Here is a 14064-nt window from a genome sequence, read left to right as displayed (position 1 = left end):
TTTTTTAAATAACTGAAACTAAATTAACGAGCGAGGCCAGAACTAAATCTTGCCTTTGCCACCTGCCTCTAGGGTTTTTTGATTAAAATAATCATTACCCGTGTAATAAGTTTTGTTAGACCAAGGCGCATCTTCTATAGGGATCTCTTCGGCAAGTTTTTGCTTTATTTCAAAGTAAGCAGGATCATTCGCCAAATTTACCCACTCATCTTTATCTTTTTTATGGTCATATAATTCTTCGGAACCGTCTTCGTAACGTATATATCTATACCTTTCAGTTTTAACAGCATGATTTTTTGCGCCATACGTGGTTAGCGCTGCGTGTTCCCACTTAGTTGTTGGATCATTCAATAAAGGGGTCAGATCTCGGCCTTCATTTGCAGGGTTTCTAGGTAAGCCACACATTTTTACTAGAGTCGGATATAAATCGAGTAAACTGACAGGGCGATTAGTGACTTGTTTGCCTTTAGATTTAGGTGGCTTAATAATTAGCGGAGTTCTAGTTGCTCTTTCCCACAACGTCATTTTTGCAAATTTTTCTTTCTCACCTATGTGGTAGCCGTGATCACCCCATAACACAACAGCTGTGTTATCAGCATATTGACTGTTTTCAAGTGCATCTAACACGATACCGACACATGAATCGACAAAAGAAACACTGGCTAAATAACCTTGGACAATATTGCGATATTCACCATTTTCAACTGCCCACTCGGTAGTCGGCATCATAGGGTGATCGGTTATACGTTTGCTGATATCAGGCACATCTGCCATATCTTGAATTAAATACGGAGGTAAAGTTACGTCTTCTTTAGGATGTAAATCAAACCACTTTTGTGGCACATGCCAAGGAGCGTGAGGTCGAAGAAATCCGCATGCCATAAAAAATGGTTTGTCATGCGCTTGCTTTAGCTTATCCGCGATCCAATGAGCTGAATCATAATCCGGCATTTGCTCATCTTTTTCCGGAAATGGTCCCCAATCTGTATTGGTTCTAGGATCATCCCAAACCATATTTTGTTCAGGGTAAGGACCGAAGCCTTTAACTCGGCCACCATAATCGTCAAAGCTGCCAGCTGCTACTTTTTGATGGAAAACTTTACCGACAGCTGCCGTGTAATAACCATGCTCTCTAAAATATTCACTCAAGAATACAGATTGAGCCGTTTTATCACTGGCGCGCTTAATATCGTTATCGTTAATATGGCCATAGATTCCTGTTGTTGAAGGCGATAAACCAGTCATGATGCTGGCTCTAGAAGGCCCGCATAAAGGTGCAGAAGCATGGGCATTCATAAACAAAGTACCTTGGTCAGCTAAGCGGTCAATATTAGGTGTTTTGGCATTTGGATGGCCATTCATAGCACCAACCCAATCATTTAAATCATCGACAATAAGCATCAAGACATTTGGATATTCTTTTTTTAATGCTTTAAACCAATCTAACTGAGATAAAGCCCCAACACCGCCTACTGCTGCAGCGCCGAGTAAGAAATTACGCCTATTTAACATATCAACCTCAAATTTAATCTATTCAGCCAAAGCCACAAAACAATCAACACAAGTCACAACCAGTCAATATACACCAATAAAACAAAAAATACACAAAATAAGCACAATTAGTAAGATGAATATTTAGATGAAGTGTCTAGCCAATAACAGGGTCTTAAATTCAGGATAATTATTATACCTTTGTAATAAAATCTGATTTACTGTCTATGAAATGAGCGAATAAAGTTCTATGATAGGAATTCGTTATAAGCTGTACCCTTCTTCATGTTTAAAATTCACAGGATGTTTATATGTTTGACATGACAAGCACGAGTCCACTTCTATTATTTCCAGCAATCTCGTTATTACTACTCGCCTACACTAATCGCTTTAATGTTATTGCAGGCTTAACCCGTTCACTTTACGTCCAATATCGTGAAACTGCAGATGACACTATGCGCTCTCAAATCGAGCATTTAAGGTTAAGGATCCGCCTGATAAGACATATGCAACTATGGGGGATAGGCGCCTTTATTAGCTGCACTTTAGCTATGATTATCCTATTAATACCAATTACTGAACTATCATTGACTTTATTTGCTATCAGCCTAGTTAGTTTAATTATTTCTTTGTTTATCTGCTTTTTTGAAGTTTATATCAGTGGTTATGCTTTGAATAAACAATTAGAAAATTTGGGCAGGCTACACGAATAATCATAAAGAAAAATAGGGTATGCGGTCTTTAACAACACACTAAGCAAAAGCTAACTTAGTGTGTTGCTTAACTAAGGTGTATTAACTCATAACATATGCTTTTTAAGAAACTTTTCGATCGCTTCTAAGGCACTCTTTCTAGTCACGTCAGAACTGAGATAATGGTCTTCATCATTTAAGCGCACCAAAGTTACCTGTTTATCTGCATCATCCAACTCGTCATGCATATAATAAGATTGCTTATAAGGCACGACAGTGTCATGTTCACCATGAATCAACAACACAGGCGCATTAATTTTTTCGACATGATTTATCGGAGAAATATCTGAGAGTAATTTATCGCCCGCTGGTCCATCTGCAATAACATCATTCCAGTACCTAACAACCCAATGGTTTGAACTATATTGCTCTTCTTCTGTATCCATCATTTCTTCTAGATCACTTACTCCGTTAATTGAAATGACACATTTATATATTTCAGGGGTAAATGCTGCGCCAGCTAAAGCAGCGTAACCACCATAGCTTGCACCAACGATACATACTTTGTCAGGATCTATGTCACCCGTTTGGGTTAAATGTAATACCGCATCAGTCAAATCATGCTGCATTTTTTTACCCCATTCTCCATAACCAGCTAATGTATGGTCAGCACCAAAACCACTTGAACCTCTAAATTGTGGCTGAATAACTAAAAACCCCTTTTTAGCGAAATATTGTGCTAACCAGTCAAAGCCAAACCTGTCATATGATTCAGGTCCGCCATGCGGTAACATAATTGCAGGAAGCTTAGGCTGGCCAGATTGCGCTTTTACTGATTTGGGGTAAGTTAGTAATGTTGGAATTTTTAAACCATCACGTGCTGTATATTCATACTCGATTACCTGAGCGACTTCACTACCAGCGATATGTTTACGAGCACCTGCTAGTCTAGAGAAACCACCCTTGCTACTGAGCAAGTAATCCCCAGACAACCCCTCACCTTCAAGATAAAAAATAATATTGTTCCAGTTATCATCATAATCCGTAATTCTAAAACTGTACTGAGGCATAGAATTAACGATATTATTAATTTTCTTGTCTAACTCTTTATCAAAAAAGCTATAACTTGGTTTAAACCCGGAAAATCGAACCCCAGCAACTACACGATTAATATCTGTAATAACGGATTCAACTCCTTTATTTTTGTGTTCAAAAATAGGGGAAGATATTTTTCCATCTGAAAGTGACATTGTATAATATGCGGTTCTGCGCGTTTTATTCGACTTAGTTAACATAACTAAAGATTTTCTGTCTGGTGTTACACCAACAAAAGATTTATATCGATAAGGGACTTTTTCAGAAAAAATCTCGACCCATTCATCATTTTTACGGGCTTCAATAACATGCTTGCCGCCATCATTTTCATAACGCTCTCTAGCCAGTAAACCACCATCAGCATCAACGAAATAATCAATCACACTATTTAAGCCAAGTGCATAATTTGTGGGCTTAGCTTTTGACGTTAATTTAATTTTCATCAGATTAAAATTTGGCATATCTTGATTTTCACCAACATAAGCAGGCATATAAGCATATTTCTGATCTGGAGAGATGCCCACTATGGTGCCTAAATTAGTTTGGCCGGTATAAATTCGATCGCCTGGCACCAATAATTGCCTAAGCTTTTTATTCTCGATGTCATATACAAATGCGGTACTTACATGATGCTTACCAATAAAACCGGGTAGCGATTTGTATTGCGAAGCGACAAAGATGACCTTATCTTCTGTTACAAAATGTATTTTTTGAGGGTTCACTTCTTCAGCATTGATGCCGCCAATGAATTTATTATTTTTGATGTCCATGACGACAACCAAATCTTTGTTACCATCAGTCGTTCTATAAGCAATTCGCTCGCCGCTTGGCGATAAGCTCATCAAACTGACCGATTTTAAAGCACCATAAATTTGGGGATCTGAGACAGTAGCATGAGCTATACCCATGCTGGATAAAAATAGAATTAAACAGAATAACTTTTGCATAAAATCCTTCTCATAATTAAAGGTAAATATTTTAAATTTCTCCATCAACTGCCTAACTAAATTTTAAGCACATTAAATCAGGCACTAACAGAGTTATTTAAAGTGAAATAGTGAAATGTTTTCTAGCAATTGTTCACCATTGTTAGACAAGGTTTCAATTGATGACAGTGTGTCGCTGCTTTTTTCATGTAAGGTTTCTGAATCATCTTTAATTGCGTGGATTCTCTTATTAATTTCATCAGCCACATTAGTTTGTTGCTCTGCTGCAACGGCGATTTGACCAGACATATCCGTAATTTGCTCCAATTCAGCCTTAATCACTCCAAAAGATTGTGTGCTTTTTTCGACAATTGAGACAGCAGCTAGACCACTTTTTTGCAGGGTATCCATTTTTTCTGAAGCTAAAGAAGCTCCGCTAATTAACTCTTCAATTTGGCTTTGGATTTGACCTGTTGAATCTTGAGTACGCTTAGAAAGGCTTCTAACTTCATCTGCTACTACGGCAAAACCTCGCCCCATCTCACCCGCTCTTGCAGCTTCAATAGCAGCGTTCAAAGCAAGTAAATTGGTCTGTTCTGAAATGCCTTGTATAACCTGTAAAACATTACTAATTCGACCCGCTTCTTCGTTCAAGTTTGCAACAAGCTTATTGGTATCCCCTAACTCAATAATTAAGTTATCTATGGTTTGTTTAGTTTGAGATGCATCTTCTGCGCTCTCAATGGAAATTTCCGAAACTCTTTGTACAGTATCAGACGTATCCGAAGCCATTTTAGATACAGCATAAATACTTGAGGTCATCTCATTAATTGCAACTGATATATTATCTGTCGCTGTAGTCTGGTTTTGGATCAAATCCATGGACTCTCGCATCGAGCTAGATACGCGCTTTGAAATAAGATCTAAAGAGATAATTTTTTCTCTAACATTTGACAAGGTTTGTTCAAAAACGCTGATTAAAGAATTAAATGCTAAGCCAACTAAACTCAATTCATTGCGGCCTTCAATGTGACTTCTCAGCGTCATATCTTTAGTGTCGGCGAGTTTCTTTAAGTCTGCCATTAGGGTTTTTAATGGTGTATTAATACTCATAATTATTTTTAAAGAGAGTAGAACTAGGGTAATAATTAAAAAGCTAATCAAACCAATAATATTATAAACTTGAGTTTGAGCTTGATCGATTTGCTGGTTTTTGGTTAATTCAATATTTTCTAGTGTTCGATCTATCACTTTTTCATAGCTCAAACTAATTAACCTACCATTTTCTAACCATTCCGACTTATCGATATTAATGGGGTTATCTAAATAGGTTTTCGATTTTCTTCTAATTTGCTCATATTGAGTTGTTGCGAATTTATAATAGTCCTGATTCAATAATTCTTGTTTAAAATAATCTACAGTCTGAGGAGCAGAAAACAGGATGAAACTATCAAGGTAGGCTGCTTCTAATGCGGCTTGCTTCATCAATGCACCATAAGTATTGATAGATACAGAGCCAGATATACCGCGATAAATTGAACTAACCAGTAAAGTTGCATTATCCTGAGCATAAATTAGATTTTTAAATGCGTTGGCTAATAACGACAAATGTGCATTTTTTGCGGCAATCAAAACCACTTGGTTGGTACTTTTAATTAAGCTATCTGCGATGTTTTGATAAGATCGAACTGTCCATGTAAATTTTCCATCTGTTTTATCTTGGTTTTCTAATTTCTTTAACCGTTTATTTGCAAGATCACGAATAAAATCTAATTTAGATAAATAAGTTTTTACCGCGTTAAGATCTTCAACAAACATACTGAATTCCGCATATTTAGCTTCATCATTGATGAATTCCCGATAAGCCTTTAAAGCTTTATCAACCGCGGGTCTCTTATCCAACATATCTTGATAAAATTCAGTTCCAGTTGGCTCGTTTATCGTACCCGGTCCCAAATACATCTTGGTATAAAGAATCTCCTGCTGTAACGCCGATAATAACGGGGCAGCGACATAAACATACTTTTGAAGCGTATCCAATTTTTCAACATTTTCTAGCTCATCCCAAGCCTTATCCAGTTTCTCGACCGCTAACATAAGAGTCACAACTAATGGAATAGCGACTAAGAGGATTATCCTAGTTTTAATTTTAAGTAAATTGAATACTTTCATTTATTGCACCTTAGGAAAAGAACCATAATGACCACAATTGAAATAAATTGACCAATTGTGACTAATAACGTAATCTTAACAACTGAATTGGAAATTGTCACTTTTGTTAAACAACTAATGACAAACCAATCTAGATATAGAGGCGAATAAATGAACGATTATCTAATTCCTAACCTAAAAAACGCTTGTAAGATATTGGTAATGCTGTCAGAAAATGACCAAGGGTTAACTGCATCTGAAATTGAAACTCAGCTAGATATGCCACATACAACGGTTTTCAGGATCTTAAAAACTTTAATCCATGAACAAATGGCTTCAAAACAAGGACGATTTTATTTTGCGGGAAATAGCCTTCTGCACATTGGTTTACAGATGGTGTCGACTAATAAACTTAGAGACAAAGCCGTACCTGTATTGCATGAATTAGCTAAAGCAACTGGGTTTTCTGCACATTTAGCAGTGCCAAGTGGCTATAATTCATTAATAATTGAAGTTTGTGATAGTCCAACGCCGACCAAAATAGCTTCACGACAAGGTACTTTGGCGCCCCTGCATTGCTCCAGTACAGGTAAAATTTTCTTAGCGCATATGTACGATAAGAAAATCCAAGATATTTATGATGAAATTGGTTTTGTTAAAAGAACTGATAAAACATTACTGACGGTTGAAGCCGTCAAAGAAGAAATCAAAAAGGTAGTAGCCATAGGTTACGCTATGGACGAAAGAGAATATGCCAATGAAGTTAGGTGCTTAGCAGCGCCAATTTATGACTACAGAGGTAACCCAATAGCTGCGATTGGTATCACAGCGCACATTACTGAGTTTACACCCGATTTAATTGAATCTGTGGCTAGACAAGTAAAAGAAGCTGGTACAAAACTATACTTTAAAGCTGAATTAAACGCAGTTATCTAAGCCAATTATTTCGAGTTTGAGGATAAAACTCAAACTCACTTAACTAAGCTCAAATAGCCAACTAACATGCTATCAAGTATTTATTATTTAAAATGGGAGTCGGTATGAACCGTATTTCGTTGGGTGGATTGGCAAGTCTATGTTTGGCCTCTTTCACAAGTTTAACTTTGAGCAATCTGGCTTTTGCTAACCCGCAATACAAAGTAATTGAATCCTTTGAAAATCAAGGCTGGAACGCTCAAAGCCCGAGAGGTTTTACACCTGGGTTAAAAGCTGACTTGCCGAAAAATTTCATGTTTAATCAACTGCAAGGCAATCACGCTTTTAATATTGAAAAGAATATTGTTCGCGAGGGAAACTATTCAGCTAAACTCAGTTGGAAGCATAAAAACCCTGCGGCTTATAATGGAAATAAAACTAAAATAGATAATGTTGATCGCAAAGCTATGTTCCATGGTTATAAAACGGATACTGTCATGGGCGCTGAAGCTTGGTTTGGGTTCAGTTTCTATTTCCCGAGTGACGGTACTCGAGATGAACTTAATAATTGGTTATTTTTTCAAATACATGGCAGTGCAGATAAACGCCTAAAAGAACATTCAAGAAATCCTCCTTTTCATTTAACCTTAACCAAAAACGGCATGGAAGGTTCGTGGAAATGGGATCCAGATGAAAAAAGTATTACCAGAACAGGAAAAGGCACCGAAGCTTTTACCATTCCGGGTAAAAAAAGTGATTATTTAGACAGATGGGTCGATTTCGTTTTGCATGTAAAAGTAGATTACTCAAGTGCTAAAACAGGCCTGCTAGAACTCTGGATAGATGGCAAAAAAGTACTAAACAAGCATGATATACAGTTTGGTTACAATGATGATAAAGGTATTTATCCATCATGGGGTTTATATTTAAATGGTGATTTAAGTGTGATGAAAAATGACCACTATTTGTACCTTGATGCGATAAAAATGGCTGATTATCCCAATGCTAGCTATCAAGATGTTGCACCTAAGTGAAACGCCAAATAACCTGAATTAGGGATAAAAAATTGGCTAAGGCATTGTAGTTATTAATAAAGACTTGAAATTTTATTCTTAAGGGTATCTATTCTTAGAATAAGGCGAATTTGACTACGTAATAGCTGGCTATTACCAGCGAATTCGACGCACCTAATACCTATTAGTAAGGAAAAATAGCCCCTAAAAAGCAAGTTATTATCCTGAACTCAGGTTAAATAATAATAGATTTTATACTAATATTAAGCGCACTCAGCCAAGCATGTTTCACCTGAGTGCTCTGATAAATGTTTCAAACAAGATATGAGACTATGCTGTACAAGCGACCCGCTACCGCTATTTATAGCACTCTCTCACCGACAAGTACTAAAGCTCGCCACAGCCCCTGTGAAACGTCACTTCTCCCCTTACCCACGGCCATAGCTTCAACCTCTAACACATCACCTGTTCTCAACTCAATATTATTGATTTTAAAATAGACTTCCTGTTTGTCCTGTGTAGATTTAGGATTCGTAAAATTCGCGATGACTTTGTTGTTGAGTAATATTTTATAGCTAGATTCGCCTTTGGTTTCAGCTAAAGTAACTAATACAAGCTGGTTGATGCCCACGTCTTTGCTGTCAACAACCGCCTTAGCCGAAAAGTATCTATCTCGATTTTCTAACTTGGCGCTATCAATAGCAAGTGCTTGCTCGGTGAAATTCTTATAATAAGCTTTGTGATCTTTACCTGAGACGACGAAATCTTCAGTTGCAAATAAAATACGCTTGTATTCATTTATACCATGCAATATCTCTTTTTCTGGCAGAGGATTCGTTATAGAAAGCGTTTCTTCGCCTCCTAGCCCATTTGGTTTGAAACCTTTATCTCGGGTTAAGATAAATTTATCCAGCTCAAAACCATCTTCTCGCATAGATACCATGACATTGTGTACGCCGGCATGAGGAATATCTAAACTAATGGTATTGGGAACACCGCAATGGTTCTCTGGAACACGTTGTGCAGAAGACCAAGTCCATTGATATTTACCCAGACACAGCTGCAAGCGCCGACTACTTTCAGGCCAATTGCCATTTAAACCAAAATGCACACCATTATCTTCACTATTAGAACTATATGCTCTGGCCCAAATATAATACTTTCCTGCTTGATTAAATAAAATTGGGTATGAAAGCACAGCTATGTTTCCGCCCTGATCAGTAAAATTTTCTCCTCGAACTAGCGTTTCATAATGACTAGCTCTGGTGTCTGGTAAAACCTCTATATATTTTTGACCGCTGGCTGTCTCAAAATGAGGTAAGTCACTATCTTGTAAATTGTGTTGATGCTGATTAGCTGAAAAAACGACCCAACGGCGTTTCTCATCTAAATGCTGAGTTGAAAAATTTTCCGCTTCAACAATTACTATACCATCTTGTTCAACATGAGACTGGGCTAGTACCGAAAAGGAAGTAGCACAGATAAACCACACAAGGCTCATGAGATACGAATAAGAAGTTTTCATTTTTAACCTTTCAAAACATTGATTACTTGAGGAATTCTAGTTTCCATTTTTACTAAAACATATCGAAACATTACTAAAGATTTAAGCCGATGGCGGAATAGTTAAGATATCTGTATTCGATCATTTAAAGAGTATAGTCAAAATATAGCGATATCACTTTTCAAAAAGACTCGATTTAGGCCGATGTTTACATTAACTAATATAAAGAAAGTAATGCCAAAAACATTCTTGCTACCCAGTCTCAATTGTAATAATTGCTTAATTAACATCAAGCATGTCATTTTCCACTTGCTAAGCCCTAAAATATTATACTTTACACAAAGACTTAACTTGACCATAATAAATCAAATTAAACTAATTTTGATTGGTTAATTTAACAAATGCAACCATATTCATAAATAAATTCACTAAATAAAACAAAACTGCATGATTTTGATTAATTAAGAAACATATACCTCATGCAAGTTACTAAATTTGATAATAAATTGCTTAATGCATTTATTAATTAATATGCATTGTTTTATTCAAAATCTACAGTAATTAATATGTAAAAAAATAGCTAAAAATATGTACAGAAAGACAAGTGTGAGCTTTACTATAAATAAGTCATATTAAGCTTAGGTAAGTGCAGCACTTTATTGCAATACGTCAAGGCAATGACACATCACCTAAAGGAATAACAAGGCAATGATTAAACTCCATTTAGATGGGTTTTAGAAGGTCAGAATATTCATGTTTAAAAAAATAAAACTGCTTAAGAACAAATTATTAATTATCTGTGCCATTCCACTTATTATCGTATCTGCCGCTGTTGCTTGGAGTACAGTGAATGAGCTAGAGACGCTTAAAAATACTCAAATTGAAAACGAAAGAAAATCCTTGCTTGCGCAAAAACAAAATGAGTTAAAGTCGCTAGTATTAGTTGCACTCTCCGCTATGAAAGACACGCTTTCAATGCCCCCTTCAGAACAAAGAGATCAATTAATTAAAAACTACATCTACAATTTGAACTTTGGTGATGGTACTTATTTTTTCATCAATAGTTACGATATGTATGCAATTGCAAATGGTCGTGTTGGTCCGAGACCGCCAAAAAAGTTAAAAATTGATAGAGTTAAACTACAAGGTAAAAAACACCCGCTTGAAAATATGGCAGCAGCTGCTCAAGATGGGACTGGATTTGTCCACTACACCGCATTTAAAAAATTAGGGGATACAGAACAAGCCCCCAAACTAGCCTATGTAATTGAAATACCAGGCTATGACTGGCTATTAGGCACAGGCTACTTTATAGATGATATAGAACTCAAGATTCAAGAAAAAGTGAACCAATTCGATATGACGATTAGTCGTCTGGCAACAAAAACCAGCTTAGTCAGTATTAGTATATTAATTATTTCCTGTGTCATTTGCTTTTTCTTAATTCGTAAAGCACTTGAACCCTTAGACAACATGAATGAAGCATTAAAAGATATTGCCCATGGTGAAGGTGATTTAACTCATAAATTAAAAGTAGAGTCTGATGACGAAGTGGGCCGGTGTGCTAAATCATTCAATGATTTCTCAGATAAAATCCGAAATATAGTGCTAAATGTGACCGCAGAAGCCAATGTTATTAATGATTCAACTGTATTTTTAGAGCAATCTTCCAAAACTAGTTTAGGTTTAGTCCAAGAACAGAAAATTAAAACTGAATATTTAAACCAAGTCATTTACGAAATGGTTGCAAGCGCGCAAGAAATCACAAATAACGGTAATACTGCCGCGACAGCTGCTCACGATGCGAGTAATGAAGTTAACAAGACATCAACCGCATTGATGCAAGCAGTTAATAAATTAAAAGAACTAAATGAAGATATTAATAAGTCTTCAGATGCAATGAATCAATTAGAAAAAGAAACGGATGCTATAGGTTCTGTTTTAGAAGTTATACAGCAAATTGCGGAGCAAACTAACTTACTTGCTTTAAACGCAGCAATTGAAGCAGCCAGAGCGGGTGAGCAAGGTAGAGGCTTTGCTGTTGTTGCAGACGAAGTCCGCACATTAGCAAGTCGAACACAAAATAGTACTGAAGAAATTAGAGAAATGATCACTAAATTACAAGCGGGTGCGCAACATGCTGTTTCATCAATGACAGTTAGTAAAAATACTAGCATAGAAGCTCAAGAAGTTGCCGAATCTTCAAAAGCATCTTTAGAAAAGGTAAATGAATCAATTACCGTAATTAATGAAGTCAATGCTGTCGTTGCAACGGCCGCGACACAACAAACCAGTGTAACTGAAGATTTAAACCAAAATTTACATAGCTTGTTTGAATCAACAGGACACACAGAGATTGAAATTCAGAAAGTAGCAGAGACTGGTGAAAGTTTGAAACGTAACGTCAATACATTAAATAAAGAAATGGGGAATTTCTCGGTTTAATTAAGCAATGCATTTCGGTCGTATTGGTATTAACTGTATTAGCTGATACTTGTTTTAATTTGCCCTGAATCATATGCTCGGTGGTACTGTCTCGACTACCACCGAGTTTAAAGCAGCGCAATGTTCAATCTAGTTAAACTATTGCCACTTGCCAGCATCAAATATGAACTCACTGTTCATTTTTCAATTACTTATAAGCAAAAATCTGCGTTAGCTTAATTCGGCTTTACAAGCAAATATGTTGCCAAACAGCTATAAAATCTCTTTATATGAACTTTAAGCTAAAACGCTGCCCTATCGACTGAAAACTGATTGATATCTACATATTTCAATCGGTAAAATTTAGGTTTTTAATAAATTAACAAAGTTAAAACGAATGAAAATTAAACAAGCAGTTGAACGCGTGCCTGGTGGCATGATGCTAGTTCCCTTATTTCTTGGTGCTTTAATTAATACACTTGCGCCAGATTCAGCCGATTACTTTGGTGGATTCACAAAAGGAATAATGACAGGTGTTTTACCTATCTTAGCCGTGTGGTTTTTTTGTATTGGTGCCAGTATTAATCTTAAATCAACAGGTATTGTTATTCGTAAGTCAGGTACCTTAGTTGTCACAAAAATTGGTACGGCTTGGTTAGTAGCCATTATTGCGGCAGCATTATTACCAGAAAATGGGATTGAAGCTGGAATATTTGCAGGTCTTTCAACTTTAGCCATAGTGTCAGCTATGGATATGACTAACGGCGGCTTATACGCAAGTTTAATGAACCAGTATGGCTCCAAAGAAGAGTCTGGCGCGTTTATTTTAATGTCTTTAGAATCTGGGCCATTAATGACAATGTTAATTTTAGGGTCAGTTGGTGCGGCTACTTTCGAACCACATCACTTTATTGGCGCTGTATTACCCTTTTTAGCTGGCTTTATTCTCGGGAATTTAGACGTCAGCTTGAGAGAATTTTTCAGCCGTGCCAGTGCTGTGATGATCCCATTTGTTGGTTTTGCTTTAGGTAATACAATCAACCTAGGTGTTATTTTTGAAACTGGCTTATTGGGTATATTATTAGGTTTAGCTGTTATCATAATCACAGGTATTCCGTTAATTTTTGCCGATCGCTGGATAGGAAAAGGTAACGGTACAGCTGGGGTTGCAGCTTCTTCTACTGCAGGTGCTGCAATAGCAAATCCAGCTGCAATCGCGGCAATAGAGCCTAAGTTTGCCGTTGCTGCGCAAAGCGCTACAGCACTGATTGCAACAAGCGTAATTGTCACCTCAATTCTTGTACCTATCATTACCGCCATGTACCACAAACGATATGGTGATCCAACTCAGGTAGAAAATGAGAGCTTAATAGATAAAAATGAATTAGAAATGAGTCATTAAGCTATTTGGGACTCGCACTGCGAGTCCCAAAATTGGCTTTATTAGCCCCTAACAGATCTTGTTTTAACATAGAGCTAAATCAATCGCCTGCTACCAATCTTTGATTGAAGCCTCATAGGTAAAAATAACACCAAAACTGCTAAGCACAAGATGCCAACTAGCAAACCTAAGTAAACAATATCGACAGACAAATAAATAAACGAGTAAATAATACTAAAATAAATAACCGACTGCAGAGCTAAATTAATAAAAAGGAAAACCCCTTTACTCAATACAAATACACTGCCGCAACACGAACACCTTAATTCGATTTCAAACAATAGGAATAGTTTGGATATAAGCCCCACTCCATTACTTTGACATTCTGGGCATTTCATTAATTTTCACCTTAGTGCATTGATGGTCTCAAAGAATTTTATAACATCGCTTCGCTTATTATTATAGAGCTAAA

The 14064-nt window shown here is 36.7% G+C and carries 9 protein-coding genes; 5 read left to right on the top strand and 4 right to left on the bottom strand.

The features are described 5' to 3' along the window. Window positions 1-42: 42 nt before the first annotated feature. Complete coding sequence (locus XM47_RS17170) at window positions 43-1512, bottom strand: sulfatase (protein WP_172656558.1); 1470 nt, start codon at window positions 1510-1512, stop codon at window positions 43-45. Between the two features lie 290 nt (window positions 1513-1802). On the opposite strand from XM47_RS17170, the gene XM47_RS17165 reads away from it, so the two are divergent. Next, complete coding sequence (locus XM47_RS17165; protein ID WP_245623496.1) at window positions 1803-2204, top strand: DUF2721 domain-containing protein; 402 nt, start codon at window positions 1803-1805, stop codon at window positions 2202-2204. An 86-nt stretch (window positions 2205-2290) separates the two neighbouring features. On the opposite strand, the gene XM47_RS17160 is transcribed toward XM47_RS17165, so the two are convergent. Continuing rightward, on the bottom strand, window positions 2291-4225 hold the full coding sequence (locus XM47_RS17160; protein WP_077066601.1) for a S9 family peptidase: 1935 nt from the start codon (window positions 4223-4225) through the stop codon (window positions 2291-2293). Between the two features lie 93 nt (window positions 4226-4318). After that, complete coding sequence (locus XM47_RS17155) at window positions 4319-6376, bottom strand: methyl-accepting chemotaxis protein (protein WP_048695320.1); 2058 nt, start codon at window positions 6374-6376, stop codon at window positions 4319-4321. A 150-nt stretch (window positions 6377-6526) separates the two neighbouring features. Here XM47_RS17155 and XM47_RS17150 point away from each other — a divergent pair, with 150 nt between their 5' ends. Both XM47_RS17150 and XM47_RS17145 read left to right on the top strand, forming a co-directional pair. Then, a complete protein-coding gene (locus XM47_RS17150) occupies window positions 6527-7291 on the top strand; it encodes an IclR family transcriptional regulator (RefSeq protein ID WP_048695318.1) in 765 nt (254 codons plus the stop codon). Between the two features lie 104 nt (window positions 7292-7395). Further along, window positions 7396-8304 carry a heparin lyase I family protein gene (locus XM47_RS17145; protein WP_048695315.1) on the top strand — a complete coding sequence of 303 codons (909 nt, stop codon included), beginning with the start codon at window positions 7396-7398 and terminating at the stop codon, window positions 8302-8304. A gap of 340 nt (window positions 8305-8644) precedes the next feature. Here XM47_RS17145 and XM47_RS17140 read toward each other — a convergent pair whose 3' ends face one another. Further along, a complete protein-coding gene (locus XM47_RS17140; RefSeq protein WP_048695314.1) occupies window positions 8645-9808 on the bottom strand; it encodes a hypothetical protein in 1164 nt (387 codons plus the stop codon). Between the two features lie 732 nt (window positions 9809-10540). Between XM47_RS17140 and XM47_RS17135 the strand changes: the two genes are divergently transcribed. Both XM47_RS17135 and kdgT read left to right on the top strand, forming a co-directional pair. Then, a complete protein-coding gene (locus XM47_RS17135; RefSeq protein WP_048695311.1) occupies window positions 10541-12232 on the top strand; it encodes a methyl-accepting chemotaxis protein in 1692 nt (563 codons plus the stop codon). A 376-nt stretch (window positions 12233-12608) separates the two neighbouring features. Beyond that, complete coding sequence (gene kdgT / locus XM47_RS17130; RefSeq protein ID WP_048695308.1) at window positions 12609-13613, top strand: 2-keto-3-deoxygluconate transporter; 1005 nt, start codon at window positions 12609-12611, stop codon at window positions 13611-13613. Window positions 13614-14064 lie beyond the last annotated feature (451 nt).

This window comes from Catenovulum maritimum (genome assembly GCF_001050375.1).
GTDB classification, from domain to species: domain Bacteria; phylum Pseudomonadota; class Gammaproteobacteria; order Enterobacterales; family Alteromonadaceae; genus Catenovulum; species Catenovulum maritimum.
Note: the sequence above shows the minus strand (reverse complement) of the source record. Positions and strands in the feature narration are given on the sequence as shown.

Bases quoted from the DNA above. Each gene is read 5' to 3' on its own strand.
- XM47_RS17170 (WP_172656558.1), bottom strand. From the start codon at position 1,512: ATGTTAAATAGGCGTAATTTCTTACTCGGCGCTGCAGCAGTAGGCGGT.
- XM47_RS17165 (WP_245623496.1), top strand. From the start codon at position 1,803: ATGTTTGACATGACAAGCACGAGTCCACTTCTATTATTTCCAGCAATC.
- XM47_RS17160 (WP_077066601.1), bottom strand. From the start codon at position 4,225: ATGCAAAAGTTATTCTGTTTAATTCTATTTTTATCCAGCATGGGTATA.
- XM47_RS17155 (WP_048695320.1), bottom strand. From the start codon at position 6,376: ATGAAAGTATTCAATTTACTTAAAATTAAAACTAGGATAATCCTCTTA.
- XM47_RS17150 (WP_048695318.1), top strand. From the start codon at position 6,527: ATGAACGATTATCTAATTCCTAACCTAAAAAACGCTTGTAAGATATTG.
- XM47_RS17145 (WP_048695315.1), top strand. From the start codon at position 7,396: ATGAACCGTATTTCGTTGGGTGGATTGGCAAGTCTATGTTTGGCCTCT.
- XM47_RS17140 (WP_048695314.1), bottom strand. From the start codon at position 9,808: ATGAAAACTTCTTATTCGTATCTCATGAGCCTTGTGTGGTTTATCTGT.
- XM47_RS17135 (WP_048695311.1), top strand. From the start codon at position 10,541: ATGTTTAAAAAAATAAAACTGCTTAAGAACAAATTATTAATTATCTGT.
- kdgT (WP_048695308.1), top strand. From the start codon at position 12,609: ATGAAAATTAAACAAGCAGTTGAACGCGTGCCTGGTGGCATGATGCTA.